Genomic DNA, 17,633 nt, shown 5'->3' with positions numbered 1-17,633 from the left:
CGCCGCGCAGTGCGCGGCGCCGGGCCCAACGGGATGAGACCTCCGCAAGGAGGTTGAAGACCGGCGGGAGCCCTTTTTGGGTCAGTCCTCATTCAGGGTCAGCGTCACCTTTTCCCCGGCAAAAACAGTTCTGCCGTATTCTACGGGAGAGCCGTTCGGGTCGGCGTTGATTCCAGTGGAAAACAGGACCGGAGCGCCTTCTGTCAGGTGCAAATGCAGCGCCTGCGTTGCGGTCGCGGCTCGGGCCGTCAATCGGGTCGAGATGCGGGTGTAGTCAGCCACACCGCAGCTTTGCAGCGCTTTGGTGACCGACTGGGTGTCTCTGAGGGCCTGTAACAGATTGGGAAATCGCTCGGCCGGAAAGACACTTTGGAACAGGCCAATGGGTTGTCCGTCAGCCAGGGACAGTCCGTCATAGACATGCACTGCAGAACCCGGTTTCAGGTTTAAGGCCTCGGCCTCAGTCTCATCGGCGGCGCGGGTTGTCAGGGCCAGTATTCTTTTGCCGGGAATCTTGCCGCTGGCTGATATGTTCTGGTGGTACCGGACCCGTTTGCCAATCGGATAATCCGTTGGGCGGGCAGTCACAAAGACGCCTGCACCCCGCCGTGCATGCACCAACCCCCTCTCAGCCATATCCGACAACGCCCGCCGTACCGTATGGCGATTGACCCCATGGGTCGCGGCCAGTTGCGCTTCGGTCGGCAGGCGATCTCCGGTTTGGTACCGTCCTTCGGCGATATCCGACGTCAGGATGAGGGCGATGCTTTTCCAGATGGGTGTTTTGTTCATGTCATCAAATATTCACAGAGTTTCGATTGCCCCGGCGAGGCTCACGCGTTAATATTTGTCTAGTTGTATAGTGTATGTAGACAACCCCGCCAAGAGGCTTTGATGACATATCAGACAGAAATTGCGACGGCCGCGCGTCAGGAGTGGATGGGCCTTTTGGCACGTGCGCCAGAAGATGCGATGCTGGCGTTGTGGAACGATCTTTCTGACCGACCCCGTTTTGAGTGGTTGCGCAGGCCCGAAGTGGGCGGCGTAATGGTCCGCGGACGCGCGGGCGGAACCGGTGCCCCTTTCAACCTGGGGGAAATGACGGTGACGCGCTGTTCGGTCGTTCTGGAAGACGGAACCGTCGGGCATGGGTATGTACAGGGGCGCTCAAAGCCCAAGGCCGAGGCTGCGGCGTTGATTGATGCGATGATGCAGACCGCGGCGGCTGGTGCGCTGCGTGCTGAAATCCTGGATCCGTTGAAGCAGCGGATGCAGACGACCAAAGCTACGCGAGCTGCCAAAGCCGCCGCGACCAAGGTCGAATTCTTCACGATGGTTCGGGGAGAAGACTGATGGTGGGCCAAACGCAATTCTCGGGCGGGTTTGACAACGCGCCGATACAGGCGGCCCATGCTTTCCGTGCTGCTATGACAGTGATGGCGCGCCCTGGTGAAATCCGCGGTGTGACAGGAGCCGTACCGCCAGAGCCCCTGTCTGTGGCCGCTGCCACATTGCTTTTGACGCTGTGTGACCCGGAAACCAAACTGCATCTGGCCGGAGACGTCGATACGGACGCCGTCCGCAAATGGCTGACCTTTCACACGGGCGCACCCCTGGTTTCCGCGTCAGAGGCTGATTTTGCAGTTGGGTCCTGGGAGGCGCTTTCGCCGCTTGGTGTCTACCGAATTGGAACGCCCGAGTATCCGGATCGCTCGGCCACTTTGATTGTGGAGTGCGATACCCTTGATCAGACGGGCGCGACCCTTTCCGGCCCGGGTATCAAGGATGAAACGCACCTGTCGCTGCCGGATATCGGCGCATTGCAACACAATTCAGCGCTCTATCCCTTGGGATGCGATTTCTTCTTCACCTGCGGCGACCGGGTTGCGGCCTTGCCGCGCAGCACGCAGATCAGGGCGGAGGGCTAAGACATGTATGTAGCCGTTAAAGGGGGCGAAAAAGCCATCGAAAACGCCCACGCATGGCTGTCCGAAGAACGCCGTGGTTCAATGGATGTTGCCGAACTGAACCTCGACCAGATCCGAGAGCAGTTGAGTCTTGCGGTGAACCGGGTCATGGCCGAGGGGTCCTTGTACGATCCCGATCTGGCTGCTTTGGCGATCAAACAGGCGCGCGGGGACTTGATCGAGGCGATCTTTCTGATCCGCGCTTATCGTACGACCTTGCCGCGCTTTGGGTATTCGAACCCGGTTGAAACGGGGCAGATGGCGTGCGACCGCCGAATCTCGGCCACCTTCAAGGACGCGCCGGGCGGCCAGGTTCTGGGCCCGACCTTCGACTACACCCATCGATTGCTGGATTTCAAACTGGCTGCGGATGGCGAGGTGCCGGCAGCGCCGCACGGCGCCGCACGCACCGAACCAACACCGCATATCACCGAGTTCCTCAAGGACGAAGGCATCATTCAGGACGAACCCGCAACTGACGAAACCCCCGGCGATCTGACACGAGAACCGATGGAGTTTCCGTCAAACCGCCCGCTGCGCCTGCAATCCCTGACGCGCGGGGATGAGGGGTTTGTTCTGGGCATGGCCTATTCGACCCAACGCGGCTACGCGCGCAACCACGCCTTTGTCGGAGAATTGCGAATTGGCAAGGTTGCCGTTGAAATGGACGTACCTGAACTGGGCTTTGCCATCGACATCGGCGAGGTTGAGCTGACCGAATGTGAGACGGTCAATCAGTTCAAAGGGTCCAAGACCGAACCGCCGCAGTTCACGCGCGGATACGGCTTGGTGTTTGGCCAATCCGAGCGAAAGTCGATCTCGATGGCTCTGGTCGATCGTGCCTTGCGGTGGAAAGAACTGGGTGAGGACAATCTGGGTGCCGCCGCTCAGGATGAGGAATTTGTCCTCAGCCACGCGGATAACATTCAGGCCACCGGGTTTCTCGAGCACATCAAGCTGCCGCACTACGTGGATTTCCAATCCGAACTTGAACTGGTGCGCAAACTTCGCCGAGAGGCGGAAGACCGGATCACGCCGAAGGAGGCAGCGGAATGAAGGCGGTTGTGTTTGATATCGGGGGCGTGCTGGTCGACTGGCAGCCGCATCTGGCCTGGGTTGAGGCGCTGGGGTCCGAGGACGCCGCACATGCCTTTATCGAGCGTACGGATTTTCGCGTCCGCAATGCGCGGGGCGACAATGGCGAACGCTTTGCCGATCTGGCGCAGGAACTGGACGATCCGCAGGATCAGGAGCTTTTTGCGGCTTATGTCGGGCTTTACACCCGCACGGTCGAAACACCGATTCATGGGACGTGGGAGGTGCTGGATAGGCTCAGGGCACAAGGCACACCGGTCCATGCCATCACCAACTGGTCGGCCGAGACATGGCCCGAGGGGCTGAAGGTCCAGCCACGTCTGGGCGAGGTGTTCGGCACACTTGTTGTGTCGGGCCAAGAGGGTGTGATGAAGCCGGACGCACGGATTTTCGAGATCCTCTGCGAACGTTCAGGCCACGCGCCAGAAGACTGCGTGTTCATAGACGATGGTCTGCACAATGTTGAAGGCGCGCGTGCCGTGGGCATGGACGGCATCCACTTCACGTCGCCGCACGCGCTAAACATCGCGCTGACTGAAAGAGGTTTGTTATGAACGAGTATAACTTTGCCTATCTGGACGAACAGACCAAGCGGATGATCCGTCGGGCCATCCTCAAGGGGTTGGCGGTTCCGGGTTATCAGGTTCCTTTTGCCAGCCGTGAAATGCCTATGCCTTACGGGTGGGGCACCGGCGGGGTGCAGGTCTCGGCCGCGACCCTGACACCAGATGATACGTTCAAGGTGATCGACCAGGGCGCGGATGATACGACAAATGCGGTGTCAATCCGCAAATTCTTTGAAAACACGGCGGGCGTTGAAACTACGGAAGAAACCGAGGCGGCGACCGTCATTCAGACCCGCCACCGTATCCCCGAGGCGAAACTGACCGAGGATCAAATCCTTGTCTATCAGGTGCCGATCCCGGAGCCGCTGCGGTTTCTCGAACCGCGTGAGACCGAAACCCGCAAGATGCACAGTCTTGAGGAATACGGGCTGATGCACGTGAAGCTGTATGAAGACATCAGTCAGCACGGTGCGATTTCGACCTCATACGCTTATCCGGTGAAAGTGTCCGACCGCTATGTGATGGACCCATCGCCGATCCCGAAATTCGACAACCCCAAGCTGGAGATGGACGCGATCCAATTGTTCGGTGCGGGGCGCGAACAGCGGATTTACGCGGTACCGCCCCATACCAAGGTCGTCAGCCTCGATTTCGAGGATTACCCGTTCGAAGCCACCAAGGCCGACCACGCCTGCGATCTGTGCGGGGCCGGGGACAGCTATCTTGACGAAGTGATCACGGATGATGCGGGCAGCCGGATGTTTGTCTGCTCGGACACGGACTATTGCAGATCCCGCCGCGCGGCAGGGCATGTGGGTCGACTGGGCACGGAGGATGCAGCATGACGCCCCTTTTGCAAGTCAACGGAATCGAGAAACGCTATGGCGCGCGGATCGGATGCGCGAATGTAAGTTTCGATCTCTACCCCGGCGAGGTGATGGGGATCGTCGGCGAAAGCGGGTCTGGCAAGTCCACCCTGTTGAATTGTCTGGCAGGTCATCTGGAGCCTGACGCGGGGCAAGTGGTATTCGATACCCGCGCGGATGGTCCTGTGGACACCGTGACCATGTCCGAACCGGAACGGAGGATGCTTGGTCGTACCGATTGGGCTTTTGTGCACCAGCATGCCCGCGATGGGTTGCGGATGTCAGTGAGCGCCGGCGGCAACATCGGTGAACGGTTGATGGCCGTGGGGGACCGTCACTATGGCGATATCCGCGACAAGGCGATCGACTGGTTGGGCCGGGTCGAGATCGAAGCGTCTCGGGTCGATGACCGTCCGACTGCATTTTCCGGCGGCATGCAGCAGCGTTTGCAGATCGCGCGAAACTTGGTGACGGGGCCTCGGCTGGTGTTCATGGATGAACCGACAGGCGGGTTGGACGTCTCGGTTCAGGCCCGGCTGCTGGATTTGCTGCGAGGTCTGGTGCGTGAGATGGGGCTGAGCGCCATCATCGTCACCCACGACCTGGCCGTTGTGCGCCTGCTCGCGGATCGGCTGATGGTGATGAAAGACGGTCATGTGGTCGAGGCCGGGCTGACCGATCAGGTGCTGGACGATCCACAGCATGCGTATACGCAGCTGTTGGTCTCCAGCGTTTTGCAGGTTTGAGTATTTGGGAAAAGACAAAGCTATGATTGAGCTGAATGATGTGAGCAAGAGCTTTACCCTGCACAACCAGGGCAGCGTGGTCATTCCAGTGATGGACGGCGCATCGCTCAAAGTGCGGCCGGGCGAATGTGTTGCCCTGACCGGCGCGTCTGGCGCTGGGAAATCTACCTTGATGCGGGTGATCTACGGCAACTATCTGGCTGCGTCCGGCAAAGTGCTGGTTGGCGGTCTGGATGTGGCGCAGGCCGAGCCGCGCGAAATCCTGGCGCTGCGGCGCGAAACACTTGGCTATGTCAGCCAGTTTCTGCGGGTTGTCCCGCGCGTGCCGACACTGGAGGTGGTGGCAGAGCCGCTTTTGGCCTTGGGCTGTGACAGGCAGGCGGCATTGGACAAAGCGGCGGGCTTGCTGAAGCGGTTGAACATACCAGAACGCCTCTGGTCGCTCAGCCCGACCACGTTTTCTGGTGGTGAGCAGCAACGTGTAAACATTGCACGCGGATTTGCGCATGACTATCCGGCGATGTTGCTGGATGAGCCGACCGCCAGTCTGGATGCTCGGAATCGGGAAACGGTTCTGTCGCTGATCGAAGAGGCTAAATCACGTGGCGCGGCGATTGTTGGAATATTCCATGACGTCGACGCGCGTGAGCGTGTTTGTGACCGTGAAGTGGATGTGTCCAAGTTCACGCCCGGGCTGGCCGCATGACCCTCGCCCCCGTAATAGCGGTTGTCGGACCTTCGGGTGTTGGCAAGGACAGCGTCATGGCGGCGCTGGAAGCGCGCGCGCCGGGAATTCAGCGTTTGCGACGGGTCATTACCCGGCCCGAAGGCGAAGAGGGTGAGGATTTCGACCGGGTTTCAGTCGAGCTGTTTGAACAGATGGTGCTGGACGGCGCCTTTGCCATGCACTGGCCAGCACATGGATTGCTGTACGGCGTACCTGCAACGATAACAGAGCAGCGTCAGCTGTGCCGGGCTGTGTTGGTCAACTTTTCGCGTGCGGTGCTGCTGCAGGCGCAGGCAGTGTTCGGGGATTTGATCGTGATCTCTCTGACCGCTGACACGCAGGTGCTGGCGCGGCGGCTGGCTGCACGTGACCGAGAAAGCACGGGCGAACAAGCCAAACGCTTGGGCCGAGCCAAATCACCGTTGCCGCAAGGGCTCAACCGGGTGATCGAAATCGACAACTCGGGCGCGTTAGAGGATACCGTCAGCGAAATTCTTACCCGCCTTCAACCGGAAAGGGCGTAGCGATGGATCAAGTGAAACCGGCCATCCTCGGCCTCGCCAACCAAAGCCAGATCGCCGATCCGGAAGGGCGACGGCAGAAGCGGCGCAAGATGTGTTGCCAACGCTGTTTCAATGGCCATCAACGTGGCCTTGTCCAACCGGCCGCTGAGCGTGATGTGAAAGCGGAATGCCTCCAACACGTAGGGGTATCCCCAGTGCAACAGATTGGCATCCTGTTCCGGGGTCAGGTTGGCGGCGCGGCGACGCGCCAGTTCCGCCTCGGACGCGGGCGCGCGGAACCTGTCGAGGTCTTGCACACAAGCCGCCGCCAGAGCGTTCAGAGCATGGGTGTCCCCGACCGGGCGCAAGGCCAGAAATCGGCCCAGTTGCGCAATCCCGAGCCCATCCAAGATGACGGGCGCATTGCATGCCGCAAGTTCCGCGCACGCGTTGTGCAGATCGTCGATGGTTTGGCCGTCGCGCAGGCGAAACGGTGGCTTCATCGTCGCGTGCAGCCCGTATTTTCGCGGACCCTCGGTGACGGTTGCCACGTCGATTCCGTCAGCAACAGGATGCAGTACCTGGGTTCCGGTTTCCATGTCCCACCCCAACCAACGGGTTGCGAACCTGGCCCAGTCCGCGCCTGCTGGCGGCGCAAAGTAGATCGCGTATCGCGTGAATGTCACATGGGCCTCCTATTGCTTGGCCGTTCAATAGCTCAAATTGCGTGAAGTTCAGATGACAGAAGACATAATCCTTGCCAATGCCAACCTTGTTCTGCCCGGCGAAACCGTCATCGGCAGTGTTCGTATCGTTGGAGAGAATATTGCAGACATCGACATCGGGGCGTCCGTTCCAGCTGGTGCAACAGACTGCGAAGGAGACTATGTCAGCCCCGGTCTGGTCGAGCTGCACACAGACAATCTGGAACGCCATATCCAACCCCGTCCCAAGGTGGATTGGCCTCACGCTGCTGCAATCCTTGCCCATGATGCGGAACTCGCCAGCACTGGAATAACCACAGTATTTGATGCAATGCGGGTAGGTTCAATCCCATCGGGTGCCGGGCGGTACGGGAAATACGCGCGCGGCTTGTCGAAGGAACTGTGGGAGCTTCGGGATCAGGACGCGCTGAAGATCAGCCATTTCCTGCATCTGCGGGCCGAGGTGTGCTCGGAAACACTGGTCGACGAGTTGGATGAGTTTGGCCCCGAAGATCGGGTTGGGCTGGTTTCGATCATGGACCACACTCCCGGTCAGCGGCAGTTCCGTGATTTGTCCAAGTTCGAGGCTTACATCAAAGGCAAATACGCCATGGACGACGACACGTTCCTGCAGCATGTGGCCCAGCTAAAGGGCCTGCGGGATCACCATGGCGACAAGCATGAGGCCGAAACCGTCGACGCCGCGCGCCGGTTCGGGGCTGTTTTGGCCAGCCATGACGACACGACCGAGGATCAGGTCCGGGTTTCGGCGGGTCACGGCATTCGTCTGGCTGAATTCCCCACCACGGTTGAGGCCGCACGGGCCTGTCGGGTACATGACATCAAGGTGATGATGGGGGCTCCGAACATCATTCGCGGGGGGTCTCATTCCGGCAATGTCGCGGCGCAGGAGCTGGCTCAGATGGACCATCTGGACATTCTGTCTTCGGATTACGTGCCGTCGGCCCTGCTGTTGTCGGCTGTACGGCTGGGTGAGACGTGGGGCGACATGGCGCGCGGACTTAAGACCGTGACGCAGGCCCCGGCGCAGGCTGCCGGATTGCAGGACCGGGGCGCATTGCGCTCTGGGCTGCGCGCCGACTTGATCCGCTTCCGCATGCGCGGAGGCGTCCCGGCGCTAAGCGCGGTATGGTCGCGGGGGCGGCGTGTGGCCTGATCAGGCCAGATAGAACAGGTAGCGGTCGGGCTCGATCGTCTCGGGCCCTTCAATTTGATCGAACCCGACCAGCGGCTGGCCTGAAATCAGCAGCCCACCTGGTTGCATCACCCGTGCGATCAAGGGGCTGAGACGCGCGGCCTCGGCCACATCGTCCTTTTTGATCCCACGCCCAAGGTCGTAGTGGGCCATCGCCATTTTGCGGCCTTCGGTTGCCAGTTTGTCCAGCATCGGTTCAGCTTCGCCCTGCAGAAAGTCCTGGTCTGGCGGGGTGCTGTCCGGGTGGCATTGCAAGACCCGGTCCATGACCCAGATACGACGGCCGGGCAGGATCTCGCGCAGATGATCATAGGTCCGCCCGTTGCCCAGACCCATGTCCAGAACGTCGCCTGTTTTCTCTGCGATCCGTGCCGCGGCCCAGTTCAGACCGTCGCGCTGGGCTGTCAGGCGGCGCAACATTGAATCCAGTCGGCTCATCGAGGTCTCCGTATCAGTGTTTCGGGGCGGTCCAGATCAGCGCAGGTCCGCCCAGCAGTCTTTGCAACAACGCTTCGGTGAAGCTCCATATCTCCTGATCATGGACCAGATGGTGGGTCAATACGCCAAGTGGCTCGGACGGGTCGGTGCGACCCTCTCTGCGGTCGCGCAACACAAAAGCGGTTCTTCTGATCAGTGCGTCCGGCGAGGCCAACCCACGTGTGCCGCGCCAGTCAATAGGATCGATATGCGTGTTCACCTGCTCCAAACCCGGTGCTGCATAAGCCTTGGGTCGTGGCGTTGCGGTCGACAGGATACGATAGCCGAGTTTGGGAAGATGCACCGCGACCTCGGGCGCGATTCTGTTCCAGGGTGGCACGAACATGGGCCTGAAATCCTGTTCGAACAGCGTGCGAAACTGCGCAATTCCTGCCGCCGCATCTTCTACAATCTGGGCAATCGGGCGGTGCAGGCGGAATTCTGATTTCTTTTCGTCCGGCGGTGCATGGTTTTTGTGCGCCCAACCATGGACGACCGGTATCAAGTTCGGTGTCCGCGCCATGTAGTCGGCCAAATCCGGTTTGGCATCGCACGGGATAACCGCGACATGCACCGCCAGCCCAAGCCGTTTGGACAGATCGGACAGGCGTTCCAGCTGCGGGGTCCAAGCAATCGCATCATCATCCCGCCACCAAAGAGGAAAAGACAGACCCTGCGCGCGCCAGTGTTCCAGCTCTTGATCCAAAACGTGCCAGTCTGGGGTCATGCGCGGGTGTCCCAAAGTTCTTCCGCAATCTCCACGCTACGCCGCGCTCCGTGAAAGCTGAAGCCCTGCGGTGTCCGAGGAGCGTCGGACATGACCCGAAGAAGAGCATCGGTCAGAGCTGTGTCGCTCAGGTTCCGGCTATCGAGCACCTCCATCGCCGATAGTTCCGACAAGCTTTTTCCGCGAAGCCCTTGTTCAACTTCCTTGCCGTCATCGAAGGGCACAAGAACCGCCGGAGTACCGGATTGCAGCAGGTCCAGTGCAGTGTTGTAGCCACACATGCTGACCGAAGCGGCCGCATGCGGCAACATCTGCCGAAAATCGGGGCGAACCCCTTCAACGGTCACAGAAACGCCTTTGGCCAGGTCCGACAGCTCAGAAATGCGATCCCGTGCGTCGCGACCGCCAACCAACAGGCGCCAGCGCCTGTTGGGCATCTTTCGGGCGGCCTCGATGGCCGCGCGAAAGATCGGTTGCCCCACCGATCCACCACCCGCGCTGACAAGGATTTCCCCGTCTCCCAATGCTTCGGGATGGGCACCAGGCGGGTCCGGCGCGACAAATCCTGTATAATGCAACAGCGGTTCCAGACGATCCGAGACAGGCCAGCTGACAGACAGCGGCGTGACACTTTCATCGGCGTGTACAAGAACCCCATCATAGAACCTCTCGATGATGTCATCAGCGCGCTCGACTTTCGCTGGCTTTGACGGAGGTGCCAGAATATCGCGGACCGAACTGAGGATGATCGGACGTTGCGCCAGCTCGTGCGCGGCGTTCAGCGCTGCTGAGAATTCATTTGCCAAAGCACGGCGGCCGAAGGGGTAAAGTTCGGTGATCAGGACATTTGGTTGGAACGAGAGAACGGTCTGGACCAGCGCCGCGCTGCGGGCCGTCCGGTAGGCGTCGTCCGCCACCTGACCGTCTTCCGTCAGGAGACGGGTGAAATCGGTCCCGTCCGAGCGCAACGGCGGCAGACCAAACACGGTCAGGCCGGAACTGTCCAGTTGGGGTGCGGGCATTCCGCCGGACACGACCAGCACCGTATGCCCGCCCTCGACAAAGGCCCGGCCTAGCGTCAGCGCACGGCTCAGATGCCCGGTCCCCAGCAAATGAGTGACGATCAGCATGACGTTCATGCGGTGCCTCCACGCTTACTCAGGCGAACCGGTTCCGGGTCGGGTGTCATGGTGGCGATGTCGATGACAAAAAGCCGGTTGCGTTTGATTTTGAAAGGGGCGGGCCCATCAAAATCCCAACCCCAGGCGCGCGCCAGAATGACCCGCATGATACCGATGTGACACACCGCAAGCGCATCTTGCTGCAAATCCGCCAGCCACGGGGTGAGACGATCCCAAAGCTCTGCCGGGCTTTCTCCGTTCGGGGGGCGATAGTCCCAACCCCAGTCTTCGATATGTCGATACCCGCTGGATTCATCTTCGATCAGATCGACGCCGCGCTGCCCTTCCCATTCCCCCCAGTTCATCTCGATCAGGGCGCCGCTGGTCAAAGGAGAGCGGCCCGAGATAATCAGCGCGGTCTCTTTGGCGCGCCGCAGCGGGCTCGCCCAGAGTTGGGCTGCCTGCCATGTGGCGGGTAGAGCGTAGGTGGACAACTCGGCTCGTGCTGCGGGATCCAAATTGATATCGCTGCGCCCCTGAATCCGCCCGGCGCGGTTCCAAGCGGTATGACCATGGCGCAGAAGGGCCAATCGGGTCATGCCGAACCCTCCAGCATCGGGCGAACAGTGGTCCAGAACTTCCACGTTGCAGCGGGCATCAAGTGATGGTCGACGATGTATTTTCTGGCCGCCTGCCCCAAATCTTTCCTGTCTGTGCTGTTTTGCAACAGGTGCTGGATGCATTGCGCCAGACCTTGCGCGCCTTGATTGACCGAGGGGTATTCGGACGGTGCAAGAACATCCCGTACACCCGGACGGTCCTGAGCCACCACAGGCAGGCCCGCTGCCTGAGCCTCGAGATAAATCATTCCGTAGGCTTCATTCACGCCCGGCCAGACCAGAAAGCCAGAGGTTTGATAGATGCGGACTAGGCTATCCCGGTCCAGTTGGCCGAGAAAGATCACCTTGTTGCCAAAAGGGGCCATCAGCGCCTCGACCTGCGCCCGGGCTGGGCCGTCGCCTGCAATATGCAGCTGCCAATCACCCGTGAGCATGGACAAAGCCTCTGCCAACAGCTGATACGAGGCCAATTTGTCGCCGTACCGCATCATACCCACCGCCAGCATCGGACCTTCGGTTGCGCTTTGCGGTGGCAAGTCGGGTAAAGGCAGGAATGGTGGCAGCTCGATCAGTTTCTGTTGTCCAAAGCGATCGCGCTCCAACGTGATCAGGTCATTTGCGGTATGGTAGAAAATGACTTTTGCTGCGTCGCAGGCATCGTGTGCTGCTTGGGCGAAATCCGCCCACGGTCCCTTCAGACGGCTGTTTGCCCGTGTGCTTTCCATCTGAATGTAGGGGATGCCGCGCGCGGCGCAGATCTGCGGTCCAATCAGGTCCGGGGCTTTGTAATAGTTGTGATATGTCACCCAAAGGCTCGTATCCTGCGGCATCTCATCCATCAGACGCTGCGCCTCAGCCTGCGCAGCTGTACGCAGCGATTGCTGGACGGCACCATCGCCAGTTTTGTCGTAGATGCGCAGCTGAGACACCAGATCGACAGGGTCGCCATTGGCGGCAATGGCCCGCATCAGGTTCCGCGCCATTTCGCGGTCGCCCGAAGGGGTCGGGCTGCTCGGAGATTTCATGGGCGCGTAGAACGCAACGCGGGTCATCAGACCGTTTCCGCGCAGAGTGCTGTCAGGCGTTGCGACAGTCTTGCAATGCCGGGGTCCATCCGGAACTCGGCAATCAGGCGGTCATAGGCAGCGGCGGCCATTGTTGCGGTGTCCGCGGGGTCGGTCGCAAGCGCCAGCATCGCGGCTGCCAAAGCCCTCGGGTCGTCATCGGACAAGAGACCGTGGGTCCCGGAGGAAATGAATTCCGGAATGGCCGAGACCGGCGTCGACAGGATCGGCAACCGTTGTGACGCGGCCTCCATCAGGACATTCGGCAGCCCATCCCGATCGCCATCCGTGGCAATACGGCTGGGCAGGACAAACAGATCGGACTGGCGCATGGCTTGGATGACTTCTGGCTGATCGCAAGCCCCTTTCCAGCTGATCTTGTCCGCGATACCGGCTTTGATCGCTCGCGCGCGCAAAGCGTCCCCCAATGCACCGCCACCGATATGGGTCCAGTGCCAGTCAAGTGAATCCGGCAACAACGCCAATGCGTCGATCAGGTGGTCGAAGCCTTTTTTCTCGACCAGCCGTCCGACAGATAGCATGTGAAAGGGTTCATCCGCTATGCGCTGCTTGCGGTCCGGCGGGGCCGGGAACCGGGTGAGGTCCAGCCCGTGATAGATCAGGTCGACGCGCGCGGGATCGTCGGCGAGGTCGCGCAGATGCACTGCCCCGACGGCTGTGCATGTTGCACCAAAGGCGGCGCCATGAGTCGTCGCCTGCAGCTTTTCGCGTTTTTCCCAGTCGGGTGAAGTCCAGATATCCTTTGCGTGCGCCGAAAAGCTCCATGGCACCGCACGCATGATGGCTGCATAGCGGGCCACCGATGAGGGCGTATGCATGAAATGGGCATAAAGCGCCTGCGTCGCGTCGGGCAGTTCTGCGGCCAATACGCAGGCTTGCCCAAAGCGACGGATACGGTTGTGGGTCGGATCGCGTCGCAGGTCCTGCCGCCAGATACTGTATGCCTCGGCATAGCCCGGCAGGCGCTGAGCGACGGCTCGCGCAGCCCAGACGCGTTGCGGTTCCTGATAGAGGTACTCCGGCAGATAGTGCACGTGACCGGCAAACCGATCATGCAGCGGATGGCGCTTGGTGTCGGTCGGGTGGCGCAGGGACCAGATATCAAACCTGTGCCCCGCCTCCTGCAAGGCGACCAGTTCCTGCGCGATGAACGTCTCGGACAGGCGCGGCCATCCCTTGACCAGCACCGCGAGTTTCGGGTCTGGGGATGTCATCCGGTGGCCCGTTCCTGTTCCCGGCTCAGCAGTGCATCGACCCGGTCTGTTACATAGTCCAGCCCGTCCAGCAACCCATCGCTGATGGCCTGCGAGGGCAGGGGCTGACGGGGCAACTCGCGGATGGCACGGATCATCGAAGTGGCACTCAAGCCGTCGCGCTGTTCGTCCAACATGCGGACCAAACCCAGGTTTTCGGCGTGTGACGCCCGTATCCACTGTTCAAGCCGAGGCGTTGTGCGTGGTACGATCACGGCCCGCTTGTCAAAGGACAGAACCTCGCAGAACGTGTTGTAGCCGCCCATACAGACGACGCCGGCAGCTCCGGCAAACAGGGTTTCAATTTGGGATTCGAACCCAACGGCGGTAACACGCCCATTCAGAGCGGCGACACGGGTTTCGAACTCGTCCCGGGATTCGCCGGAAAGAAACGGGCCATAGACAAGGATTGCACGGGGCGACAGGGTCGGGTCCTGCTCGTAGGCAGAAAGGACCAGATTGACCATTGCCTTGCCATCGCCGCCGCCGCCGGGCGTGATCAGGATATAAGGCTGTTCGGGCGATTCCCCGACAGGGCCGAGGTCACGGCGCAGGTATCCTGTCCAATGCAGGCGTGCCCGTGCTGCAGCGCTTAGGGGCAGGCCCTTGGTCGGGTCGTAGATCGAATGCAGGCCGTAGACCCAGATCTCGTGATAGAACCGGTCTGTCGCGGCAATCGCATCCTTGCGCTCCCATTCCGCGGCCAGAACCTCGGGTTCGTCCAATACGTCGCGAAGGCCCAGAACCAGTTTGGTGTCGCAGGAATGTTCCAGATACTCCAGCGTCGGCAGAAGCTCGCCGCGAAAGCCGGTCGGTTCCTTGTCGACGATCAGCACATCAGGATTGAACTGTTCAATGGCAGTCTGGATCAGGCCCGATCGCAACTCGGTTACTTCATCAATGCCCATGCCAATCGTGCGCGCAGCGTACGATCCGTCGGCACGCTTGGTCACGCCGGGCAGGCGCACATGGTCAACCCGACGGGGAAAAGTGAACCGTCCGGCCACCGGCGAACCTGTCAGGATCAGAGCCGAGGCACTGGGGTCTGCTTCTGTTATTGCGGCCGCCAGCGCGCGCGACCGTCGCAAGTGCCCCAAACCAAACGTGTCATGGCTGTAAAAAAGCAGGCGCGGCGCGCGGCCCGGGGTATTCTGGTTTTTGCCTAGGCTCATACGTTCGCCTGTATTCTTGGACTCAGTGCTATTTCCGCGCGTTTGCAAGCGGTATCGTATAATTTCTGGCTGTGCTTGCCAAAGAGGAATTTGCCTGCACGCAAATGTGCCAAGCATGGCGATTTGGCAACAGGAATTTGATGGCTTTGACCCATTTTGCACCAGTGTTTGGCATTCCCCGCAGAATGATCGAAACAGTCAGCCAAAAAGGCAGAGAACCCATTTGCGAGCGCTCATATTCAATTTTTGTCAGATTGGAAACATCTGTGCTGGATTGTGCGCGCAAAACACGCATTCCCAGGTTGTCAAACTTGCCAGGAGCGAGGATTTGAACCGGACCGACAGGTTCTGTACGGTGTCCCCCATCTGCAAAACTGGATGCAACATCTTATGAAACCAAACTTTCTGGCCGCGGTCGTACTGGCAGTTTTCACTCTGATACTGGCCGCCCCGTCACATGTGGCCGCACAGGCGTCGCTGATACCGGGCTATTCATCCGGGTCCGACACCGCTGAGACGACTGCGGATAGTGAGCTTGCGGATGCGATCCGGGCCGCCAGCGAGGCCGGGGCCAGCGTGATCGTGATCGACAGTGCCGGGCAGGTCGTCACAAGTTCGGGGTCTCAGGCAAATGGCGCGTCCTCCGAGGCTGAAGCCGACCCGATGGCCGCATCGTCGCAACTGATGCAGGCACAGGAGCGGTTCTCCAAGTTTCGCGCGTCCGTTCAGTCGCGTCTCGAGGCGCTGCCGTATTCCGTGTTCGAGGTGCAGTACATTTTGCGCCAAACCAGCCCCGATGGCCGTATCCAGACCTATGTCGAGGTGCTGGGGTGGAACATTGTCTTCCTTTTGCTGGGACGATGGTTGTCCACCGAGATCTATGGCAAACGTTTCGCAAGACGCTGGGTCGTGGCCCGGATAAAGGAAAATCCGCAGGGCTATCGCGAAAAAATGCCGTTTCTGGTGTTCCGGTTCCTGATGGGGATCGGCGGTACGATCTTCGCCATGTTGATGGCGCTCATCGTGGGGTATCTGTTCTTTGGCGAGGCTGAAGACATTTCGATCCAGTTCACTGTGACGGCGATTTTCACGGCATACTTCATGGCTCGGACAATTTCGGACCTGTGGCGGATGGTTCTGTCGCCTTATCTGAGCCAGTACCGCCTGCCGCCCTTTTCGGACCGTCATGCTAAACGACTGTATATCTGGGCATCGGCGGTCGCGACCTATGATGTTTCGGTGGTTCTGTTTTCCACCTGGGTGGCGGATTTCGGGTTGAACTACAATGTGTATGCGTTGGTCTATGGTTGCCTGACCCTGTTTGGTGCATTTCTCAATATACTGATGATCCTGTTCAATGCTGGTGCCATTTCAAACGCCATCCGGGGCGGACGTGCGCCTTCTCAGGTGTCCTGGATATTGCGGTTCATCTCGTTTGCCTGGGCGCCTGTGCTGAGCGTCTACATCGTGTTCAGCTGGTGCAAACTGGCCGTTGATCTGGTGCTGGAGAACGACAACTCGGTCCCGATTGTCGCCAGCAGCTATGCGATTTTCATGTCGGTTGTCGTGGCCTACGGCGCGATGAACTATCTGCTGGAGCGGTATTTCGACCGCAACCGGAAGATGGACGAGAAAAACGCCGATGCTGAAACGTCTCAGGACGAGGCACCGTCAACCACCCCTGAAGCCGCGCAAAGAAAACACACGATTCTGACCTACGAGGATCTTGCCCGACGCGTAGCTGGTATCCTGGCCTTTGTTGTTGGGCTCTATGCGCTGGTCGTGATCTGGAACCCGGAGGCAAGCTGGAGCGAGGATCTGCCGATCGGGCGTGCGCTGGATGTGATGGTCATCCTGTTCATCGGATACATCCTGTTCAATTTCTTCCGCATCTGGATCGACAGCAAAATCGCCGAAGAAGTCGCTGATGACGGCGAAGCAGAACTGGGCGACGAAGGCGGAGAAGGCGGACAGAGCCGCTTGGCAACGCTGCTGCCGCTGTTCCGGGGGGCAATTCTGGCCGTTGTGGTTGTCACCATCGTGCTGATCGTGCTGATGGAACTGGGTATCAACGTCAGCCCTCTGTTTGCAGGTGCTGGTGTGATCGGGTTGGCCGTTGGCTTTGGCTCGCAGACGCTGGTGCGTGACATCTTCTCGGGCGCGTTTTTTCTGCTGGATGATGCGTTCCGCAAGGGAGAGTACATCGACATCGGGGATGTGAAGGGGACTGTCGAGAAAATCTCGGTTCGGTCTTTCCAGCTGCGCCATCATTTGGGCGCTCTGAACACCATCCCCTTTGGCGAAATCAAGGTGCTGACCAACTATTCCCGCGACTGGGTGATCATGAAGCTGCCATTGCGGGTGACCTACGATACGGATGTCGAGAAGGTTCGAAAACTCATCAAGAAGCTGGGCCAGCAGCTGCTGAGCGATCCGGTGATCGGTGAGAACTTCATCCAGCCATTGAAATCGCAGGGTGTGATCGAGATGCAGGATTCAGCGATGATCATCCGGGTCAAGTTCATGACCAAGCCGGGGGATCAGTGGCTCGTGCGCAAGAAGGTCTATCAGGAGATCCGAGAACTGTTTGCCCAGGAAGGCATCAGGTTCGCCCATCGTGAGGTCACCGTGCGGTTGGCCGATGGCAAAGAGGCTGAAGACCTGACGCCCAAGCAGCGCGACGCCGTGACCGGAGCCGTGCAGGCCGCGATTGATGAGGATTATCTGGACGACATCGGACCGGGAGGCGACGACCGCTAGCGGCTGCTCCCGCCCCTTGGGACTGCGT

The 17,633-nt window shown here is 59.9% G+C and carries 19 protein-coding genes; 10 read left to right on the top strand and 9 right to left on the bottom strand.

Annotated features, from left to right (window positions below):
- Nucleotides 1-81: 81 nt before the first annotated feature.
- Nucleotides 82-792, bottom strand: coding sequence for a phosphonate metabolism transcriptional regulator PhnF (gene phnF / locus ACR0L4_RS20675; RefSeq protein ID WP_170754060.1), 711 nt, complete (start codon nt 790-792; stop codon nt 82-84).
- Nucleotides 793-894: 102 nt separating this feature from the next.
- Here phnF and phnG point away from each other — a divergent pair, with 102 nt between their 5' ends.
- From phnG to ACR0L4_RS20635, 8 genes are read left to right on the top strand one after another with little or no spacing between them, the layout of a single operon-like run.
- Complete coding sequence (phnG, locus tag ACR0L4_RS20670; protein WP_480514881.1) at nt 895-1,353, top strand: phosphonate C-P lyase system protein PhnG; 459 nt, start codon at nt 895-897, stop codon at nt 1,351-1,353.
- Entirely contained in the window at nt 1,353-1,928 is a 576-nt protein-coding gene (gene phnH, locus ACR0L4_RS20665) for a phosphonate C-P lyase system protein PhnH (protein ID WP_170754058.1), read from the top strand. The genes phnG and phnH overlap by 1 nt, the downstream gene beginning before the upstream one ends.
- 3 nt (nt 1,929-1,931) lie before the next feature.
- Nucleotides 1,932-3,023 carry a carbon-phosphorus lyase complex subunit gene (locus ACR0L4_RS20660; protein ID WP_480514880.1) on the top strand — a complete coding sequence of 364 codons (1,092 nt, stop codon included), beginning with the start codon at nt 1,932-1,934 and terminating at the stop codon, nt 3,021-3,023.
- Nucleotides 3,020-3,616, top strand: a complete 597-nt coding sequence (locus ACR0L4_RS20655) for an HAD family hydrolase (protein WP_480514879.1) — start codon at nt 3,020-3,022, stop codon at nt 3,614-3,616. The genes ACR0L4_RS20660 and ACR0L4_RS20655 overlap by 4 nt, the downstream gene beginning before the upstream one ends.
- Entirely contained in the window at nt 3,613-4,473 is an 861-nt protein-coding gene (locus ACR0L4_RS20650; RefSeq protein WP_480514878.1) for an alpha-D-ribose 1-methylphosphonate 5-phosphate C-P-lyase PhnJ, read from the top strand. The genes ACR0L4_RS20655 and ACR0L4_RS20650 overlap by 4 nt, the downstream gene beginning before the upstream one ends.
- Nucleotides 4,470-5,240: a phosphonate C-P lyase system protein PhnK gene (phnK, locus tag ACR0L4_RS20645; RefSeq protein WP_480514877.1), complete on the top strand. Its 771-nt coding sequence runs from the start codon at nt 4,470-4,472 to the stop codon at nt 5,238-5,240. Before ACR0L4_RS20650 ends, phnK begins: the two co-directional genes overlap by 4 nt.
- Before the next feature lie 22 nt (nt 5,241-5,262).
- Nucleotides 5,263-5,946: a phosphonate C-P lyase system protein PhnL gene (gene phnL, locus ACR0L4_RS20640; RefSeq protein WP_480514876.1), complete on the top strand. Its 684-nt coding sequence runs from the start codon at nt 5,263-5,265 to the stop codon at nt 5,944-5,946.
- Entirely contained in the window at nt 5,943-6,491 is a 549-nt protein-coding gene (locus tag ACR0L4_RS20635; RefSeq protein WP_480514875.1) for a phosphonate metabolism protein/1,5-bisphosphokinase (PRPP-forming) PhnN, read from the top strand. The genes phnL and ACR0L4_RS20635 overlap by 4 nt, the downstream gene beginning before the upstream one ends.
- Here ACR0L4_RS20635 and ACR0L4_RS20630 read toward each other — a convergent pair.
- The gene (locus ACR0L4_RS20630; RefSeq protein WP_480514874.1) at nt 6,473-7,156 is read right to left on the bottom strand and encodes a DUF1045 domain-containing protein; all 684 of its coding nucleotides are present in this window, start codon (nt 7,154-7,156) and stop codon (nt 6,473-6,475) included. The two genes, ACR0L4_RS20635 and ACR0L4_RS20630, sit on opposite strands and share 19 nt — an antisense overlap.
- 52 nt (nt 7,157-7,208) lie before the next feature.
- Between ACR0L4_RS20630 and ACR0L4_RS20625 the strand changes: the two genes are divergently transcribed.
- Nucleotides 7,209-8,351 (top strand): alpha-D-ribose 1-methylphosphonate 5-triphosphate diphosphatase, encoded by a 1,143-nt coding sequence (locus ACR0L4_RS20625; protein ID WP_170754047.1) that lies wholly within the window; start codon nt 7,209-7,211, stop codon nt 8,349-8,351.
- Here ACR0L4_RS20625 and ACR0L4_RS20620 read toward each other — a convergent pair whose 3' ends face one another.
- From ACR0L4_RS20620 to ACR0L4_RS20590, 7 genes are read right to left on the bottom strand one after another with little or no spacing between them, the layout of a single operon-like run.
- Nucleotides 8,352-8,828 (bottom strand): class I SAM-dependent methyltransferase, encoded by a 477-nt coding sequence (locus tag ACR0L4_RS20620; protein ID WP_170754046.1) that lies wholly within the window; start codon nt 8,826-8,828, stop codon nt 8,352-8,354. It abuts the gene before it with no gap.
- A gap of 13 nt (nt 8,829-8,841) precedes the next feature.
- A complete protein-coding gene (locus tag ACR0L4_RS20615) occupies nt 8,842-9,594 on the bottom strand; it encodes a polysaccharide deacetylase family protein (RefSeq protein ID WP_480514873.1) in 753 nt (250 codons plus the stop codon).
- Nucleotides 9,591-10,733 (bottom strand): glycosyltransferase family protein, encoded by a 1,143-nt coding sequence (locus ACR0L4_RS20610; protein ID WP_480514872.1) that lies wholly within the window; start codon nt 10,731-10,733, stop codon nt 9,591-9,593. The genes ACR0L4_RS20615 and ACR0L4_RS20610 overlap by 4 nt, the downstream gene beginning before the upstream one ends.
- Nucleotides 10,730-11,314 (bottom strand): histidine phosphatase family protein, encoded by a 585-nt coding sequence (locus ACR0L4_RS20605; protein WP_480514871.1) that lies wholly within the window; start codon nt 11,312-11,314, stop codon nt 10,730-10,732. Before ACR0L4_RS20605 ends, ACR0L4_RS20610 begins: the two co-directional genes overlap by 4 nt.
- A complete protein-coding gene (locus tag ACR0L4_RS20600) occupies nt 11,311-12,387 on the bottom strand; it encodes a glycosyltransferase family 4 protein (protein WP_480514870.1) in 1,077 nt (358 codons plus the stop codon). Before ACR0L4_RS20600 ends, ACR0L4_RS20605 begins: the two co-directional genes overlap by 4 nt.
- On the bottom strand, nt 12,387-13,634 hold the full coding sequence (locus ACR0L4_RS20595; protein WP_480514869.1) for a glycosyltransferase family 4 protein: 1,248 nt from the start codon (nt 13,632-13,634) through the stop codon (nt 12,387-12,389). Before ACR0L4_RS20595 ends, ACR0L4_RS20600 begins: the two co-directional genes overlap by 1 nt.
- Nucleotides 13,631-14,845 carry a glycosyltransferase family protein gene (locus ACR0L4_RS20590; RefSeq protein WP_480514868.1) on the bottom strand — a complete coding sequence of 405 codons (1,215 nt, stop codon included), beginning with the start codon at nt 14,843-14,845 and terminating at the stop codon, nt 13,631-13,633. The genes ACR0L4_RS20595 and ACR0L4_RS20590 overlap by 4 nt, the downstream gene beginning before the upstream one ends.
- 390 nt (nt 14,846-15,235) lie before the next feature.
- On the opposite strand from ACR0L4_RS20590, the gene ACR0L4_RS20585 reads away from it, so the two are divergent.
- The gene (locus tag ACR0L4_RS20585) at nt 15,236-17,605 is read left to right on the top strand and encodes a mechanosensitive ion channel domain-containing protein (protein ID WP_480514867.1); all 2,370 of its coding nucleotides are present in this window, start codon (nt 15,236-15,238) and stop codon (nt 17,603-17,605) included.
- Nucleotides 17,606-17,633: the final 28 nt, after the last annotated feature.

The organism is Ruegeria sp. AB5, assembly GCF_056542645.1.
The sequence above is the reverse complement of the archived record's forward strand: the minus strand, read 5'-3'. Positions and strand labels throughout refer to the sequence as shown.

Excerpts from the sequence above, each read along its gene's own strand:
- phnF (WP_170754060.1), bottom strand. The coding sequence starts at position 792 with ATGAACAAAACACCCATCTGGAAAAGCATCGCCCTCATCCTGACGTCG.
- phnG (WP_480514881.1), top strand. The coding sequence starts at position 895 with ATGACATATCAGACAGAAATTGCGACGGCCGCGCGTCAGGAGTGGATG.
- phnH (WP_170754058.1), top strand. The coding sequence starts at position 1,353 with ATGGTGGGCCAAACGCAATTCTCGGGCGGGTTTGACAACGCGCCGATA.
- ACR0L4_RS20660 (WP_480514880.1), top strand. The coding sequence starts at position 1,932 with ATGTATGTAGCCGTTAAAGGGGGCGAAAAAGCCATCGAAAACGCCCAC.
- ACR0L4_RS20655 (WP_480514879.1), top strand. The coding sequence starts at position 3,020 with ATGAAGGCGGTTGTGTTTGATATCGGGGGCGTGCTGGTCGACTGGCAG.
- ACR0L4_RS20650 (WP_480514878.1), top strand. The coding sequence starts at position 3,613 with ATGAACGAGTATAACTTTGCCTATCTGGACGAACAGACCAAGCGGATG.
- phnK (WP_480514877.1), top strand. The coding sequence starts at position 4,470 with ATGACGCCCCTTTTGCAAGTCAACGGAATCGAGAAACGCTATGGCGCG.
- phnL (WP_480514876.1), top strand. The coding sequence starts at position 5,263 with ATGATTGAGCTGAATGATGTGAGCAAGAGCTTTACCCTGCACAACCAG.
- ACR0L4_RS20635 (WP_480514875.1), top strand. The coding sequence starts at position 5,943 with ATGACCCTCGCCCCCGTAATAGCGGTTGTCGGACCTTCGGGTGTTGGC.
- ACR0L4_RS20625 (WP_170754047.1), top strand. The coding sequence starts at position 7,209 with ATGACAGAAGACATAATCCTTGCCAATGCCAACCTTGTTCTGCCCGGC.
- ACR0L4_RS20620 (WP_170754046.1), bottom strand. The coding sequence starts at position 8,828 with ATGAGCCGACTGGATTCAATGTTGCGCCGCCTGACAGCCCAGCGCGAC.
- ACR0L4_RS20615 (WP_480514873.1), bottom strand. The coding sequence starts at position 9,594 with ATGACCCCAGACTGGCACGTTTTGGATCAAGAGCTGGAACACTGGCGC.
- ACR0L4_RS20610 (WP_480514872.1), bottom strand. The coding sequence starts at position 10,733 with ATGAACGTCATGCTGATCGTCACTCATTTGCTGGGGACCGGGCATCTG.
- ACR0L4_RS20605 (WP_480514871.1), bottom strand. The coding sequence starts at position 11,314 with ATGACCCGATTGGCCCTTCTGCGCCATGGTCATACCGCTTGGAACCGC.
- ACR0L4_RS20600 (WP_480514870.1), bottom strand. The coding sequence starts at position 12,387 with ATGACCCGCGTTGCGTTCTACGCGCCCATGAAATCTCCGAGCAGCCCG.
- ACR0L4_RS20595 (WP_480514869.1), bottom strand. The coding sequence starts at position 13,634 with ATGACATCCCCAGACCCGAAACTCGCGGTGCTGGTCAAGGGATGGCCG.
- ACR0L4_RS20590 (WP_480514868.1), bottom strand. The coding sequence starts at position 14,845 with ATGAGCCTAGGCAAAAACCAGAATACCCCGGGCCGCGCGCCGCGCCTG.
- ACR0L4_RS20585 (WP_480514867.1), top strand. The coding sequence starts at position 15,236 with ATGAAACCAAACTTTCTGGCCGCGGTCGTACTGGCAGTTTTCACTCTG.